The organism is Streptomyces sp. NBC_01214, assembly GCF_026340975.1.
GTDB lineage: Bacteria > Actinomycetota > Actinomycetes > Streptomycetales > Streptomycetaceae > Streptomyces.
The window spans coordinates 3,695,172-3,708,789 of record NZ_JAPEOS010000001.1; the positions used below are offsets into that span (position 1 = coordinate 3,695,172).

The 13,618-nt window shown below is 73.8% G+C and carries 12 protein-coding genes; 8 read left to right on the forward strand and 4 right to left on the reverse strand.

Going from position 1 to position 13,618, the window contains the following annotated elements:
• Positions 1-154 precede the first annotated feature (154 nt).
• Positions 155-1,648, forward strand: a complete 1,494-nt coding sequence (locus OG594_RS17290; RefSeq protein ID WP_266602989.1) for an FUSC family protein — start codon at positions 155-157, stop codon at positions 1,646-1,648.
• Here OG594_RS17290 and OG594_RS17295 read toward each other — a convergent pair.
• Complete coding sequence (locus tag OG594_RS17295) at positions 1,638-3,935, reverse strand: ATP-binding domain-containing protein (RefSeq protein ID WP_266599789.1); 2,298 nt, start codon at positions 3,933-3,935, stop codon at positions 1,638-1,640. The genes OG594_RS17290 and OG594_RS17295 overlap by 11 nt on opposite strands.
• 141 nt (positions 3,936-4,076) lie before the next feature.
• On the opposite strand from OG594_RS17295, the gene OG594_RS17300 reads away from it, so the two are divergent.
• The 3 genes from OG594_RS17300 to OG594_RS17310 all read left to right on the forward strand — a co-directional run bounded on the left by OG594_RS17300 (position 4,077) and on the right by OG594_RS17310 (position 7,138).
• Positions 4,077-4,670 (forward strand): GNAT family N-acetyltransferase, encoded by a 594-nt coding sequence (locus tag OG594_RS17300; RefSeq protein ID WP_266599791.1) that lies wholly within the window; start codon positions 4,077-4,079, stop codon positions 4,668-4,670.
• 211 nt (positions 4,671-4,881) lie between these two features.
• Positions 4,882-6,018, forward strand: coding sequence for a nitric oxide synthase oxygenase (locus OG594_RS17305; RefSeq protein WP_266599793.1), 1,137 nt, complete (start codon positions 4,882-4,884; stop codon positions 6,016-6,018).
• A gap of 55 nt (positions 6,019-6,073) precedes the next feature.
• Positions 6,074-7,138, forward strand: a complete 1,065-nt coding sequence (locus OG594_RS17310; RefSeq protein WP_266599795.1) for a lactonase family protein — start codon at positions 6,074-6,076, stop codon at positions 7,136-7,138.
• An 86-nt stretch (positions 7,139-7,224) separates the two neighbouring features.
• On the opposite strand, the gene OG594_RS17315 is transcribed toward OG594_RS17310, so the two are convergent.
• The 3 genes from OG594_RS17315 to OG594_RS17325 all read right to left on the reverse strand — a co-directional run bounded on the left by OG594_RS17315 (position 7,225) and on the right by OG594_RS17325 (position 10,025).
• Positions 7,225-8,139: a sirohydrochlorin chelatase gene (locus OG594_RS17315; protein ID WP_266599797.1), complete on the reverse strand. Its 915-nt coding sequence runs from the start codon at positions 8,137-8,139 to the stop codon at positions 7,225-7,227.
• Between the two features lie 96 nt (positions 8,140-8,235).
• Positions 8,236-8,922 carry a uracil-DNA glycosylase gene (locus OG594_RS17320; protein WP_266599799.1) on the reverse strand — a complete coding sequence of 229 codons (687 nt, stop codon included), beginning with the start codon at positions 8,920-8,922 and terminating at the stop codon, positions 8,236-8,238.
• A gap of 11 nt (positions 8,923-8,933) precedes the next feature.
• Entirely contained in the window at positions 8,934-10,025 is a 1,092-nt protein-coding gene (locus tag OG594_RS17325) for an exo-alpha-sialidase (protein WP_266599801.1), read from the reverse strand.
• Positions 10,026-10,249: 224 nt separating this feature from the next.
• On the opposite strand from OG594_RS17325, the gene OG594_RS17330 reads away from it, so the two are divergent.
• From OG594_RS17330 to OG594_RS17345, 4 genes are all read left to right on the forward strand, one after another.
• Positions 10,250-11,572, forward strand: coding sequence for a wax ester/triacylglycerol synthase family O-acyltransferase (locus tag OG594_RS17330; RefSeq protein WP_266599803.1), 1,323 nt, complete (start codon positions 10,250-10,252; stop codon positions 11,570-11,572).
• A 76-nt stretch (positions 11,573-11,648) separates the two neighbouring features.
• Positions 11,649-12,749 (forward strand): NADH:flavin oxidoreductase/NADH oxidase, encoded by a 1,101-nt coding sequence (locus OG594_RS17335; RefSeq protein ID WP_266599805.1) that lies wholly within the window; start codon positions 11,649-11,651, stop codon positions 12,747-12,749.
• Between the two features lie 137 nt (positions 12,750-12,886).
• Complete coding sequence (locus tag OG594_RS17340) at positions 12,887-13,234, forward strand: helix-turn-helix transcriptional regulator (RefSeq protein WP_266599807.1); 348 nt, start codon at positions 12,887-12,889, stop codon at positions 13,232-13,234.
• An 8-nt stretch (positions 13,235-13,242) separates the two neighbouring features.
• Positions 13,243-13,566, forward strand: a complete 324-nt coding sequence (locus tag OG594_RS17345; RefSeq protein WP_266599809.1) for a hypothetical protein — start codon at positions 13,243-13,245, stop codon at positions 13,564-13,566.
• Positions 13,567-13,618: the final 52 nt, after the last annotated feature.

Here is a 13,618-nt window from a genome sequence, read left to right on the forward strand (position 1 = left end):
CCATGTACTTACGGCGCCGCGCAGCGCCGGACGGCAATGAAGCCGGTTCCGGAGCGCGGCGCCTTCGCCGTGCCCGTCCACCGCCCACCACCCCCGGGCGGCACCGGGCCGGCGCGCACCACTGCAAGGGGGGCGGCACACCGCCGTGAAGAGGATGTTCGTGGCTCCGGATCCGGGGCGTATGAGACTGCGGAACTCGGCCCGCGCGGTGATCGGCGTCGTCGCCGCCGTCGCCCTCGCCGAGGTGTGCGGCCTCTCCCTGACCGCCTCCATCACCGGGGGACTGGCGGCCCTGCTCGCCCTCTTCACCGTGCTCGACGCGGACGTCCGCGCCCAGCGCCGGACCACCGCCCTGCTGCCCGTCGCCGGATTCCCCGTCCTGGCCCTCGCCACCACCCTGCACGGGGTGCCGCTCGCCCGGGACGGCGCCTTCCTCGCCGTCGTGTTCGCCGGGGTGTACGCCCGCCGCTTCGGCCCGCGCGGACACGCCCTCGGGATCTTCGCGTTCATGATGTTCTTCGTCACCCAGTTCCTGCACGCCCGGCCCGGGCAGTTGCCCGAGCTGTACGCCGCCGTCGGCCTGGCGCTCCTGGCCGCCGGGGCCGTGCGCTTCGTGCTGTGGCCCATCGAGCGGCGCACCCCGCCCCCCGCGGCCCCGCCCGGCCTGCCCGGAACCGGGCTTGCGCGGCCGACCACCCGGCAGGCCTTCCAGGCCACCGCCGCCTGCGCCTTCGCGCTCGGCATCGGCCAGGCGCTCTCCGACGACCGCTGGTACTGGGCCGTCGGCACCTCCTGGTGGATCTTCGTGAACACCGCCTCCCGGGGCGAGACCCTCGTCCGGGGCTTCCGCCGCGTGCTCGGTACCGTCCTCGGCATCGCCGCCGGGCTGCTGATCGCCGTACCCCTGCACGGCGCGCCGGCGCCCACCGCGGCCCTGGTCGCCGTATGCGTCTTCGGGATCTTCTACACGGCCGCGCCCTCGTACTCCTGGATGATGTTCTTCGTCACCGTCATGGCCGGGCTGCTCTACGGGCTCCTCGGCGTCCTGCACCCCGGACTGCTGCTCCTGCGCTTCCAGGAGACGGCCATCGGCGCGCTCGGCGCCGCCCTCGCCGTCGTGCTCATCCTTCCGGTCACCACCCACGCCGCCAACGACGCGTGGATCCAGCGCGCCCTGCACTGCGTGCGCGCCTCCACCGCGGCCGCCCTGGACCGCCTCGCGGGCGACCCGGACGCCGACCCCGCCCCGCACGCCGCCGAGCTCGAGCTGTTGCTGGGCCGGGTACGGATGGCGCTCGCGCCGCTCGTCCACCCGCTCAGCCCGCTGCGCGCCCGCAAGGCCCGGGCCCGGCAGGTGCTCGCGCTGCTCGACGACTGCGCCCGGGACGTGCGCGGGCTGGTCGCCGTCGCCGCTGACCCGCAGGCCTCGCACGACGCCCGGCTGGCCGCCGCCTGCTGGCGCGTGGAGGCCGCGGTGGAGGCCCTGACCGCCCCGCACGGCACTCCCGGGCCCACCACCGTGCCGCACCCCCGGCCCGCCGCCGCGGAACCGGCCCTCGCCCATCTCCACGGCCTGGAGCACGCCCTCGTGGCACTGGCGACCCCGCTGCGCACCGACCCCCGGGCGCCGCTGGTCATCAGCGCCTGAGCAGCCCCTCCGGGACGTCCGCCAACCCCGCCGGCAGCCGGCCGGCGGTGTGCACCACTCCGAGGGCCTGGGTGGCCCGGGTCAGCGCCACGTACAGGTCGCTCGGCCGGAGCTCGTCCGGTTCCACCACGATCACCGTGTCGAACTCCAGCCCCTTGGCCTGGCGCGGGTCCAGCAGGACCACCTGCTGGGTCAGGTCCGGCTCCGCTCCCGCGCGCACCCCCGGCAGTACGGCGCCCAGCGCCGCGTGCCGCGCCCGCGGCGCGATCACCGCGAGCCGGCCCTCGGCCGGCAGCTCCCGCGCCACGGCCTCCCGCGTCGCCGCCGTCAGGTCGCCGGTCGCCTGCACCCACGGCCGCACCCCGGTGGCCCGTACCGAACGCGGCGGTTCGAAGCCGGGATCGCGCGTCCGCAGCAGGGCCGCCGCCACCTCCATGATCTCGGCCGGAGTGCGGTAGTTGACCCCCAGCCGGACCAGCTCCCAGCGCTCGCCCACGTACGGCGACAGGACCCGCTCCCACGAGCCGCACCCCGCTTCGTCGGCGGTCTGCGCCGGATCGCCGACCAGGGTCATCGACCGGGTCGGGCAGCGCCGCATCAGCAGCCGCCACGCCATCGCCGACAGCTCCTGCGCCTCGTCCACGATCACGTGCCCGAAGGCCCAGGTGCGGTCGGCCGCGGCCCGCTCGGCGGTGCTGCGGTGGTCGGCCTCCTCGTGGCGCTCGGCCATCCGCTCCGCGTCGATGATGTCGTGGGCCGCGAGGTACTCGCTCTCCTCGTCCTCGAACTCGTACGACTGGGAGCCCTCGGACAGGTCCAGCACCCCCTGCGCGTAAGCGATGCGCCGCTGCCGGTCGCGCTCCTCGGCGGCCCGCCGGGCGGTGTCGTCCTCGCCGAGCAGCTCGGCGGCCTCGTCCAGGAGCGGCACGTCGGCCGGGGTCCAGTCCGGCCGGGCCGCGGGCGCCCGCCGGATCAGGTCGGCCTCGTGCGCGGGCAGGTGCGTGGGGTCCGCCAGGAAGTCGGAGATCAGCCGCTGGGGGGTGAGCGAGGGCCACAGCGCATCGATCGCCGCCTGCACGGCCGCGCTCGTCGCGATCTCCTTGCCGAGCTGGGCGATGTCGTCCGAGCCCAGCAGGTTCGGACCGCCGTACGGGTCGGCGCCCAGCCGGTCGGCGAGCTGCGCGGTGAGCGCATCGATGATCGGGAAGGCGAAGGAGGGACGCGCCTGGTTGTGCGGCAGCCCGGTGGCCCGGGCCCGGTCCCGCGCCCCGTACGCCATGGTGCGGTCCAGCAGCAGGGTGCCGTACTCCTCGTGGTCGATCTCCAGCGCGGGCTCGGGGACGGTGTCGTACTCCTCGCCGGTGTCCGCCGGTACGGTCTCCGGCAGGCACTGCCGGTCGGCCACCACCTTGGCGAGGACCTCCGCCATCGCGGCCCGCCCCTTCACCGCGGCGGCCCCGGGGCGGTCGGCGGCGGTGGCGTGCACGCCGGGGAAGAGCTCGCCCGGAGTGGCCAGCAGTACGCCCGTCTCGCCGAGGGCCGGGAGCACCCCGCCGATGTAGCCGAGGAAGGCCGGGCCCGGTCCGACGATCAGCACGCCGCGCTGGGCGAGCAGCTCCCGGTGCGCGTACAGCAGGTACGCGGCGCGGTGCAGCGCGACCGCGGTCTTTCCGGTGCCGGGACCGCCCTCGACGACGAGCACCCCGCGGTGCGTGGAGCGGATGATCCGGTCCTGCTCGGCCTGGATGGTGCGCACGATGTCGTGCATCCGGCCGGTCCGGGCGGCGTCGAGCGCGGCGAGGAGCACGGCGTCCGCGTCGGCGCCCTCGTGGCCGGTGCGCTCCGCGTCGGTCAGGTCGAGGATCTCGTCGTGCAGGGCGGTGACCACGCGCCCCCGGCTGCTGATGTGTCGGCGGCGGCGCAGCCCCATGGGGGTGTGACCGGTGGCGAGGTAGAAGGGGCGGGCCACGTCCGCCCGCCAGTCCAGGACCAGGGGAGTGCGCTCCGCGTCATCGGCCCGGATTCCGAGCCGACCGATGTGGTGGTCCCGGCCGTCGGAGAACTCCAGACGGCCGAAACAGAGGCCGTTCTCGCCCGCATTCAGGGCGGAAAGCAGACCGGACTGCTCGGCGACCAGGACGTCCCGCTCCAGGCGTGCCTGAAACCCGGTACCGACATCGCGCAGCGCCCCTTCGACCGCCCGTTCGGCCTGGTCACGCAGACCGTCGAGGCGCCTATAGAGGTCGGTGACGAATTGCTGCTCTTTCCGGAATTCCTCGGTTGACAATTGCACTCCTGCCGCGATACGGTGTCCTCGTGAGCTTCACCACGACTTTGATTCAGGCGAAGTCGTGAACTATTGAATATACGCTCTCCCCTCCCTCGGCAGCCAATTCGGCCGGGGGATTTTTTGCGTACGGTGGATCTCATGACCACCGCACACGGTTCAGCCGACGGAATCGTCTACCGCCCCGCCCGTCCCGAGGACGCGGGCGCCATCGAGGCCCTGGACAGCTCCTTCACCACCGCCACGGTCTTCGAGGTGAGTGACCCCGGCCCGGGCGGCGGCGCGGGCTTCGGCTTCTTGCTCCGGGAGGTTCCCGTGGACCCGCCCGTGCACAAGGCGTTCCCGCCGGAGGAGCACGACGAGCAGGTCTTCGGCGGCGGGCAGGACCCGGACGCCGACGCGCGGACCTTCGTGGCCCTCGACGGCGACCTGCTCTGCGGGTTCGTCGCCGTCGGCTACGCCCCCTGGAACCGGCGGCTGACCGTCGAGGACATCGAGGTCTCGCCCGGCCACCGGGGCCGCGGCATCGGTCGCGCGCTGATGGAGTGCGCCGAGCGGTTCGCCCGTGAACGGGGCGCGGAGCACCTGTGGTTGGAGGTCAGCTCGGTCAACGCCCCCGCGGTGCACGCCTATCGGCGCATGGGATTCACCTTCTGCGGCCTCGACACCGCGCTGTACGGCGGCACGCCGGCGGCCGGCGAGCAGGCGCTCTACATGAGCCGCCCCTGCCGCTGAACCGGCGCACGGTCGACTCCCGCAACGCGCCGGATCGTACGCCTCCGCGTGCCCCGCTGTGGTCCGATCCGCGAAGGATCACCCGTAGGGGTGCCCTTCGCTGCCATCACCCCATGCTTGACCTGCGGCATGTACAACGGGTGATTGTGGATTGCACATTCATCGGGCACGTACAGGGTGGATCTGGTCGGACAGGGGGTAACCGCCCGGAATGGAAATTCTTCAACAACGCTCCACTGCCGCTCAGGTGTGGGAAGCGGCCGAGGAGTTCATCCGACTCTTCCATCGGGAGAACGCGGACGCCGGCGATCCGCGCGTCCGGCTCGCCGCCGTGAGGGCCGAGCTCGCCGAGACCGGCAGCTACGTGCACACCCCCGAGGAGCTGGTCCACGGGGCCCGAGTGGCCTGGCGCAACAGCAACCGGTGCATAGGTCGGCTCTACTGGAACTCGCTGCGGGTCCGCGACCGCCGCGACCTCGGCGACGCCGACGACATCGCCGCCGAGTGCTTCGACCACCTGCGCGAGGCGACCAACGGGGGTCGGATCAGGGCCACCATCACGGTCTTCGCCCCGGACACCCCGGCCCGGCCCGGCCCGCTGATCTGGAGCGAGCAGCTGGTGCGGTACGCGGGCTACGGAGACCACCCGTCGATGACCGTCGGAGACGCCCGCAACGCCCCGCTCACCGAGGCCCTCCTCCAGCTCGGCTGGCCCGGCGGCCCCGGCACCCCCTTCGACCTCCTGCCGCTGGTGGTCCAGGGCGTCGACGACAAACCCCGCTGGTTCGACACCCCCGCGGACGCCGTCCTCGAGGTGCCGATCGACCATCCCGACGGCGACGGCTGGTCGGACTGGGGGCTGCGCTGGCACGCCGTACCCGCGATCTCCAACATGTGCCTGGAGATCGGCGGCATCCACTACCCGGCCGCGCCGTTCAACGGCTGGTACATGGGCACCGAGATCGGCGCGCGCAACCTCGCCGACACCGACCGGTACAACCTGCTGCCCGCCGTCGCCCGCCGCCTGGGCCTGGACACCTCCAGCGACCGGTCCCTCTGGAAGGACCGCGCGCTCGTCGAACTGAACCGGGCCGTCCTGCACTCCTTCGACCGCGCCGGGGTCACGATCACCGACCACCACACCGAGTCCCGGCGCTTCCTGTCGCACATGGAGCGGGAGGAGCGCAAGGGGCGCGAGGTGGGCGCGGACTGGTCCTGGATCGTGCCGCCGATCTCCGGCTCCGCGACCCCGGTCTTCCACCGCACCTACGAGGACCGCGGCAGCAGCACGGCCTACGTCCACCACCCCGGCGCGCTGGAGCGGTCCCAGGGGCGGGATCTGGTCTAGACCTTCTGTTACCGTCGGCTCCGGACGGATCCGGCAGCGGTGAGAGGCGCTTGACGTGCGCGGCGCGAACAGCAAGGACCGGAGCGGTGAACCCCGGGCCTACATCGGCTCGTTCACCTCGGCCGGCGGTCGCGGTGTCACCACCGCGGCCGTGGATCCGAAGACCGGGGCGCTGACCCCGCTCGCGGTCACCGCAGCCGAGGACCCCTCGTACCTCGCGCTCTCCCGCTCCACCGGCGTGCTCTACGCGGTGAACGAGATCGAGCGCGGCGCGGTCGTCGCCTTCCGGCCCACCGCGGCGGGCCTCGCCCCCCTCGGCGCGGCGGTCCGCGTCGGGGGCTCCGGGCCCACCCACCTCAGCGTCACCGGGCGCAGCCTGCTCACCGCCAACTACACCTCCGGCAGTGTCAGTAGCCTCCCGCTCGCCGCCGACGGCCGCCCGGGCGGCCCCTCCCGCGTCCTGCCGCACCGGGGTTCCGGCCCCGACACCGGCCGGCAGGAGGGCCCGCACGCCCATCAGGTGCTGCCCGACCCGACCGGTCGCTGGGTGCTCAGCGTGGACCTCGGCACCGACTCGGTACGGGTCTGTGCGCTGGACCGGGCCACCGGGGCGCTGCGGGTGCACTCCGAGACCGCACTGCGCGCCGGGACCGGCCCCCGCCACCTCGCCTTCCACCCGGAGGGCGCGGTGGCGTACGTACTGCACGAGCTGGAGCCGCAGGTGACCGTCTGCCGCTGGAACGGCGCGTCCGGGCGACTGGAACCGGTCGGCGAGGTCCCGGTGGCCTCCGAGGGCGCTCCAGGGGCCGTACGGGCCTACCCCTCGGCGATCGTCGCCTCGCCCGACGGCAGGTTCGTCTGGGCGGCCGTCCGCGGGGTCGACGAGCTCGTCACCCTCTCCCTCGCCGACGGGCCCGGCAAGCCGCGGCTCACCGGCGCCGTGCACTGCGGCGGCGCGTGGCCGCGCGATCTCGCCGCCGACCCCTCGGGGAACCGGCTCTACGCCGCCAACGAGCGCTCGGGGGACGTCACCTGGTTCGACGTGGACCCGCTGACCGGCCAGCCGCACCGGGCCGGCTCGCTGGCCGTGCCCGCAGCCACCTGCGTGGTCCTCGGCTGATGCGGGCGCGCCCGGGCGTGCGAAAGGGCCCCCGACGGCCACGGGAGATCGTGGCGATCGGGGGCCCTGCGCGTCGTACGGGCGGGTCAGTGTGCGGCGGCGTCCTGGGCGATCCCGAGAGCCGCGGCGTACTGCGCGACGGCCAGCTTGCCGAGCGCGCCGTAGGCGCCGAGCACCTCGGCGGTGGCGCAGTCGGCCTCCTTGCAGGCGGTGTCGAGGAGCCCGTCGGCGGCCTCCGGGCCGATCAGGTACGGGGCGAGCGCGAGCAGCGTGGAGCCCTCGCGGCGCAGCTGCTCGGCGACCGCGGCCACCGAGCCCTCCTGGTCGAGCGCGGCGGCCTTGACGGGCACGGCGAGCCGGGCGGCGAGCAGCATGCCCGTGATCCCGGCGGCCTGAACGGCCTCCTCGCCGCCGGTGGTGGCCAGGACGATGCCGTCGGCGGCGGTGGTCACGGTGAAGAGCCGGGCGCGGTCGGCGCGGGCCAGCCCCGCCTCGGAGAGCCGCACGTGCAGGCCCTCGGCGAGGAGCGGGTGCGGGCCGAGCACGTCGGCCAGCTCGGCGGCGGCCGAGGAGTCCATCAACGCCTGGCGGATCCGGCGGAGCAGATCGCTGTCGGGGCCGGCCAGCAGCGGCACGACCACGGCGTCCGGGCCGGTCGGCGCGGGCACCTCGTGGCCGGCCGCGCGGGCGAACTCCGCGCGCGCGACGCGCTCGGTCGCGACGGCGCTCAGGACGCCGGACAGCGACGGGAACTCGGTGTCGTCGTCACCTTCGAGGAAGCCGATCCGGGCGTCGAGGCCCGGCAGCTCGGAGCGGCCGATGCTGATGATCTCTTCCGCGAGCCCTCGCGAGGCGGCCGAGGGGGCACCGGGCACGGCGAGCACCAGCGCGGGCGCGCCCTCGGGCGCCACCGCGGGCTCGGGCCGGCGGTGCCGTCCGGTCTGGCGGGGTCGCGGCATTCGTACGGGCAGGCCATTTGCGGGCCCAGTGGGGGAGCTCATGGCGCCGCATGCTACTGGCTTATCGGAACAAGGTGTTCGGGCAGGGCCTTCTCGCGAGGCATCTGTCCGTATTTATCCGGTGAATATCAGATACGTTCAACTGACGGACGGCAAGCGCCAGTCCACGGGCTGTGACCCCTGACCCACCAGCAACTCGTTCGTCCGGCTGAACGGCCGGGAGCCGAAGAAGCCGTAGTCGGCCGACTTGGGGGAGGGGTGCGAGGACTCCACGACGGGCAGCTCGCCGAGCAGCGGCCGCAGGTTGCGGGCAGCCCGTCCCCAGAGGATGGAGACCAGCGGCTTGCCGCGCGCGGCCAGGGCCCGGATGGCCTGGTCGGTGACGGCCTCCCAGCCCTTGCCCTGGTGCGCGTTGGAGCGCCGGGGCGCGGTCGTGAGCGACCTGTTGAGCAGCAGGACGCCCTGCCGGGTCCACGGGGTGAGGTCGCCGTTCGCCGGGCGTCCGGTGCCGATGTCCCGGTGCATCTCCAGGAAGATGTTGTCGAGGCTCGGCGGTACCGGTCGTACGTCGGGGGCGACCGAGAAGGACAGCCCCACCGCGTGTCCGGGCGTGGGATAGGGATCCTGCCCGACGATCAGTACCTTGACCTCGTCGAAGGGTTGTTGGAAGGCGCGCAGCACGTTGGCTCCCGCCGGTACGTACTGCCTCCCCGCCGCGATCTCTGCGCGCAGGAAGTCGCCCATGGCGGCGATCTGCCCCGCCACCGGCTCCAGAGCCCGGGCCCAGCCCGGCTCGACGATCTCGTTCAACGGTCGTGCTGCCACAGTGGATCACTCTACTGGCCGAACGCGGCCGCCCGCACGCACAGGACGTCGGGCAGGTGCTCGGCGAGCAGGTGCCAGCTGTCGCCGTCGTCGTGGCTGGCGTACACCTCGCCGTTGCGGTTGCCGAAGTAGATGCCCGCAGGGTTCGCGTCGTCGGTGCACAGGGCGTCCCGGAGCACCGTGCCGTAGTGGTCCCCGGCCGGGAGCCCGCGCGCCAGCGGCTCCCAGGTGGCGCCCGCGTCCCGGGTGCGGAAGACCCGGCACCGGTGCTCGGCCGGGACCCGGTCGGAGTCGGCGTTGAGCGGGAAGACGTAGGCGGTGTCCGGCCGGTGCGGGTGGGCCGCGACCGCGAAGCCGAAGTCGGAGGGCAGCCCGCCGCCGATGTCGGTCCACCGGCCGCCCGCGTCGTCACTGCGGTACACGCCCCAGTGGTTCTGCAGGTACAGCCGGTCCGTGTCCCCGGCGTCCCGGGCGATCTTGTGCACGCACTGGCCGAATTCGGGGTGCGGGTCCGGCAGGAACACCGCCGAGACCCCCTCGTTGGACGGCGCCCAGCTGGCACCGCCGTCCCGGGTCCGGAACACCCCGGCGGTGGACACGGCCACCGTCACGGCGTCCGGGTCGCGCGGGTCGGTGATCACCGTGTGCAGGCCCTCGCCGCCGCCACCCGGTACCCACTTCCCGCGGCTCGGGTGCTCCCACAGCGGGCGGACCAGTTCGAAGGAGTCGCCCCGGTCGGTCGAGCGGAACAGCGCGGCCGGCTCCGTCCCCGCGTACACCACGTCGGGTGCCTCGGGGCCGGCCGGTTGCAGCTGCCAGACCCGCTCCAGGGAGGCCCCCGTGTCCTGGGGGAACCTCACGGCGGGCGCGGCGGGCTCCCGCCAGGTCGCCCCGAGGTCGTCGGAACTGAAGACGGACGGCCCCCAGTGTGAGCTGTCCCCGCCGACCAGGAGCCGGGGCGCCGGACCCCGGCGGTCGACGGCGACCGCGTAGACGGCCTGGGCGTTGAAATGGGGCCCCTCGAACTCCCAGGGCGCCCCGTCCCGGCGACGGCCGATGAAGAGTCCCTTGCGGGTTCCCACGAGCAGCACTGCGTCGGCCATGGCCGGCACCTCCGGACCTCGTCGCCCTCGCCGGGCGTACCTTGCAGGGTATCTTTTCGGCCAGTCTGCACCTGTCCGGTGACAGTGACCCGGCGGACGGTGCGGGGCTGCGGATGAGCAGATCAATACCGATCATTTACCGCGCGGAAATGATTGTTGCTTGCATGCGGGTGTCCGCAATGGATTGACTTCAGGTCACTGCCGCCGCACGCGAGAGGACGTATGTGGCCACCGAGCACCTGTCCCCGCTCGACCTCGCCTTCTGGCGGATCGAATCCGCCGACCACCCCATGCACCTGGGTGCCCTCGCCGTCTTCCGCGCCCGTGGGCCCGGCGCCGCGGAACGGGCCGCGCACCTGCTCACCGCCCGCTGCGCGGCCGTCCCGCGCCTGCGCCGCCGGATCCGCGACGTGCTGCTGCCGTTCGGCGCGGCAGCCTGGTCACCGGACCCCGGCTTCGACCCGGCCCGGCACGTGTTCCTCGTCCGTACCGACGAGGCCGTCCCGCACGCCGCCGCCGGACCGCTGATGGCCCGGCCGCTGGACCGGGCGCTGCCCCCGTGGGAGGCGCACGTACTGGCCGGGCCCGATCCGGACTCCTTCGCGGTGCTCTTCAAGTTCCACCACGCCCTCGCCGACGGCATGGGGGCGCTGGCCCTCGCGGCCACCCTGTTCGACGAGGCGACGGCCCCGCGGCCACCGGCGCGCCCGGTCCCCGAGCAGCGGGGCGGCTCCGTCCTGCGCCGGCTCCCCGGAGTCCTGGCGGCCCGGGTCCAGGACGTCGGCCAGGCCCTGGAGATCGGCGCGGCCGTGGCCCGCGCCGGACTGCCGCTCGGGGTGCCGGCGGCCCTCACTACGGACTCCACCGGCTCGGGCGCCCGTGCGGTCGCCGGACTCGCGCTCGACCTGGACGAGGTCAACCTCGTCCGCAAGGGCGCCGGCGGTACCGTCAACGACGTCCTGATCGCCTTGGTCGCGGGCGCACTGCGGCGCTGGCTGGCGGAGCGGGGCGATCCCGAACCCTGGGGTGCGGGACCGCGCGCCCTGATCCCGGTGTCCCGCCGCCGCGGACCCGGCGGTTCGGGGGGCGCCGGGAACCGGCTCTCCGGTTACCTGCTCCGGCTGCCGCTCGCCGAATCCGATCCGCTGCGCCGCCTGGACAGCGTGCGCGTCGCCATGGACCGCAACAAGGACGCCGGACCCGCCCGCGGCGCCGGGGCCGTCGCCCTGCTCGCCGATCACGTCCATCCGCTCGGCCACCGGCTCGGCGGCCCGCTCGTGGCCCAGGCCGCCCGGCTGCTCTTCGACATCCTGGTCACCAGCGTGCCGCTGCCGAGCTTCACCTTCACCCTCGGCGGCAGCCCGGTCCGTGAGGTGTACCCGCTCGCGCCGCTGGCCCGGGGGCAGTCGCTGGCCGTCGCGGTCTCCACGTACAAGGGGACGGTCCACTACGGACTGGTCGCCGACGCGGCGGCCGTCCCGGACCTGGCGGCCCTGGCCGGGGCGCTGCGGGCAGAACTCGACGAGCTTGTACGAGAGATCTCGTAGTACGAGGGAATTCGTAGTACGGTGTCTCTCGTACTTAGTCGATCCCCGGCATGCCCGGTCGTATCTGGAGAGTTTGATGAGTGCTGCACCCGCCGCCTTCGCCGCCCTGTTCGCGCCCTACACGCTCCGTACCGTCACCATCCCGAACCGGGTGTGGATGGCCCCGATGTGCCAGTACAGCGCCGAGGCGTTCGGCCCGAACGCGGGCGTGGCCGGCGACTGGCACTTCGCGCACTACGCCGCTCGTGCCGCCGGCGGTACCGGGCTGATCATCCAGGAGGCCACCGCGGTCTCCCCGGAAGGCCGGATCTCCCCCTACGACCTCGGCATCTGGAACGACACCCAGGTCGAGGCGCTCCGCCGGATCACCTCCTTCGTCAAGGCCCGGGGCGCCGTCCCCGGCATCCAGATCGCGCACGCCGGCCGCAAGGCCTCCACCGACCGCACCTGGAAGGGCGGGCGGCCGGTCGGGCCCGAGGAGCACGGCTGGCAGCCGGTCGCCCCGAGCCCGCTGCCGTTCTCCGCGGACCACCCGGTGCCGCACGAGCTGACGGTCGAGGAGATCCGGGAGATCACCCGCCAGTTCGCGGCCGCCGCCGAGCGCTCGCTGGCCGCGGGCTACGAGGTCGTCGAGATCCACGGCGCCCACGGCTACCTCATCGGCGAGTTCCTCTCCCCGCACAGCAACAGGCGCACCGACGAGTACGGCGGCTCCTTCGCCAACCGCACCCGCTTCGCCCTCGAAGTCGTGGACGCCGTACGGGCGGTGTGGCCCGAGGAGCTCCCGCTCCTCTTCCGGATCTCCGCCACCGACTGGCTGGAGGAGGAGGGTTGGACCGCCGACGAGACGGTCCGGCTGGCGGACCTGCTGCTGGAGCACGGAGTGGACCTGCTCGACGTCTCCACCGGCGGCCTCGCGCCGCACGCGCAGATCCCCGTCGGCCCCGGCTTCCAGGTCCCCTTCGCGGCCCGGGTCAAGGCCGGGACCGCCCTCCCCGTGGCCGCCGTCGGCCTCATCACCGAACCGGAGCAGGCCGAGAAGATCCTCGCCAACGGGGAGGCCGACGCCGTCCTGCTGGGCCGGGAACTGCTGCGCGACCCGTACTGGGCCCGTCGCGCGGCCAAGGAGCTGGGCGGGGAGATCCGTACCCCCGAGCAGTACCACCGCTCCTGGTGACGCGGGTAGGGCTCCGGGGCCGCCGGCTCCGGAGCCGTACCTCCGGGTTCGACGCCCCGCCCGACTCCTTCGACGACTCTCGTACGATGGGGACGCGCACCATCCGAGCGGACCGATCGAGTGAGTGGAGCAGGGACATGACGGAACGGGACACCTCCCGCACCCTCGCCCACCCCGAGGCGGACGAGATCCGCCTGGAAGGCGTGCTGCACGCGCTCTCCGACCCGGTCCGGCTGTCCATCGTCCTGGACCTGGCCGCCTCGGCCGAGGACCTGGCCTGCTCGTACTTCGACCTGCCGGTCACCAAGTCCACGACCACCCACCACTTCCGCGTCCTGCGCGAGAGCGGCGTCGTACGCCAGGCCTACCGCGGCACCACCAAGCTCAACGCCCTGCGCCGGGAGGAACTGGAGGCGCTCTTCCCGGGCCTCCTCGACAGCGTCCTCGCAGCGGCCGCGGCCGAGGCCGCCCGGCTCGCCGTCTAGGGGGTGTCTTGCCCCGTCTGCGGTTCTTCTTCGAAGCCGGCGTCCCGCACACCCCGCTGTGGCCGGCCGCCGCGGACCTGGACGGCCCGTACGGCTCCCCCTGCGAGTTGGACCGGCTGCCGATCAGTGCGCAGACCCGGACCGAACTGGTGCGGCTGTGCGCGTGGTACCAGTCGTCGATCGACTGGGACGACCCGCCGGCCCCGTCGCCGTGGCCGCTCGAGGAGTGGCAGCTGTTCCGCCGACAGGCGGACACCGCCTTCGCCGCCCTGTGCCAAGAGCTCGGCGACGGCTGGCAGATCGAGATGACCCACACGGTCTGGACCGGCTGAGACGCCCGGGGACGGGCTCAGTAGTGGCCCAGCATTTCGTCGGCCGGGATGC

What these genes read in the sequence shown, in the direction of transcription:
- OG594_RS17290 (WP_266602989.1), top strand. Translation starts at nt 155, where the DNA reads ATGTTCGTGGCTCCGGATCCGGGGCGTATGAGACTGCGGAACTCGGCC.
- OG594_RS17300 (WP_266599791.1), top strand. Translation starts at nt 4,077, where the DNA reads ATGACCACCGCACACGGTTCAGCCGACGGAATCGTCTACCGCCCCGCC.
- OG594_RS17305 (WP_266599793.1), top strand. Translation starts at nt 4,882, where the DNA reads ATGGAAATTCTTCAACAACGCTCCACTGCCGCTCAGGTGTGGGAAGCG.
- OG594_RS17315 (WP_266599797.1), bottom strand. Translation starts at nt 8,139, where the DNA reads ATGAGCTCCCCCACTGGGCCCGCAAATGGCCTGCCCGTACGAATGCCG.
- OG594_RS17325 (WP_266599801.1), bottom strand. Translation starts at nt 10,025, where the DNA reads ATGGCCGACGCAGTGCTGCTCGTGGGAACCCGCAAGGGACTCTTCATC.
- OG594_RS17335 (WP_266599805.1), top strand. Translation starts at nt 11,649, where the DNA reads ATGAGTGCTGCACCCGCCGCCTTCGCCGCCCTGTTCGCGCCCTACACG.
- OG594_RS17340 (WP_266599807.1), top strand. Translation starts at nt 12,887, where the DNA reads ATGACGGAACGGGACACCTCCCGCACCCTCGCCCACCCCGAGGCGGAC.